The organism is Mesorhizobium sp. M7A.F.Ca.CA.004.06.1.1, assembly GCF_003999135.1.
Lineage (GTDB): Bacteria > Pseudomonadota > Alphaproteobacteria > Rhizobiales > Rhizobiaceae > Mesorhizobium.
The window spans coordinates 1-787 of sequence record NZ_RZPQ01001294.1 but is presented as its reverse complement, the minus strand read 5'-3'; the positions used below and the strand labels follow the sequence as shown (position 1 = coordinate 787).

The window sequence follows — 787 nt, the reverse complement described above, 5'->3', positions numbered from 1 at the left end:
GCACGAAGGCGGCGTCGTCGCTGCCATGTACACGATCGGCCTTGCCCATCTCGGCTCGCAGCTTTCCGGCCATGAACTGGCGTCGGCCAACGCCGCCTTCGTGCTGTGCTACGGTGTCGGCATGGTGCTCGGCCCGCAGGCGATCGGCATCGGCATGGATGCGTTCGGCCCGTCCGGCTTCGGCTGGTCGCTCGGCCTGTTCTTCGCCGCCTATATCGCTTTGGTCGCCGTCAGGTTGGTTCGCAAGATCCTGCTGTAGCGCAACTGCCGCCAGCCCTGCATTTGGCGCGCACGGTGGCAGGCTGCTGACAGAACCGTGTCAGGAGCACAGGGCTAAAAGAGTGTCCCAAAACACTTGAGGACACTTCCATGATCGACAGCGGCTTTGAAACCACATCGCTACGAATGACACTGCTTCTGCTCGTGACCTTCCAGGCTCCGGCCGCCGACGTCGACCGCATCATGGATGCTGTGGTGGCGATTGCGCCGCTGGCCATGGGCAAATATGACCGCAATGCCTATCAGTCGGCGCACGGCATCGAACGCTACAGGCCGCTTGACGGTGCGGCCGCCGGTGCCGAAACCGAATTGCGGCGGCGGCCCGGCACGGTCGAGGTTTCCTTCGAACTGCCGGACGATCAGGTGCTGGCCGCCCGCGTCGTCGAGGCGATTTTCCAGGCCCATTCCTACCAGGAACCGGTGATCCGCATTCAACCGATTCTCGCCAGCCGTTCCAAGGGACTGGACGACCGCGCCAATCCGAATCGCTGGTGGAACACGACCGGAG

The 787-nt window shown here is 63.5% G+C and carries 1 protein-coding gene and 1 pseudogene; both read left to right on the top strand.

Features of this window, described 5'->3' with window-relative positions; all coding sequences use genetic code 11:
• Nucleotides 1-259, top strand: a pseudogene (locus EN906_RS35890) (MFS transporter); the annotation flags it as partial.
• A 110-nt stretch (nucleotides 260-369) separates the two neighbouring features.
• Nucleotides 370-787: hypothetical protein (locus EN906_RS35885; protein WP_127375858.1), on the top strand; the 418-nt coding region annotated here is incomplete at its 3' end.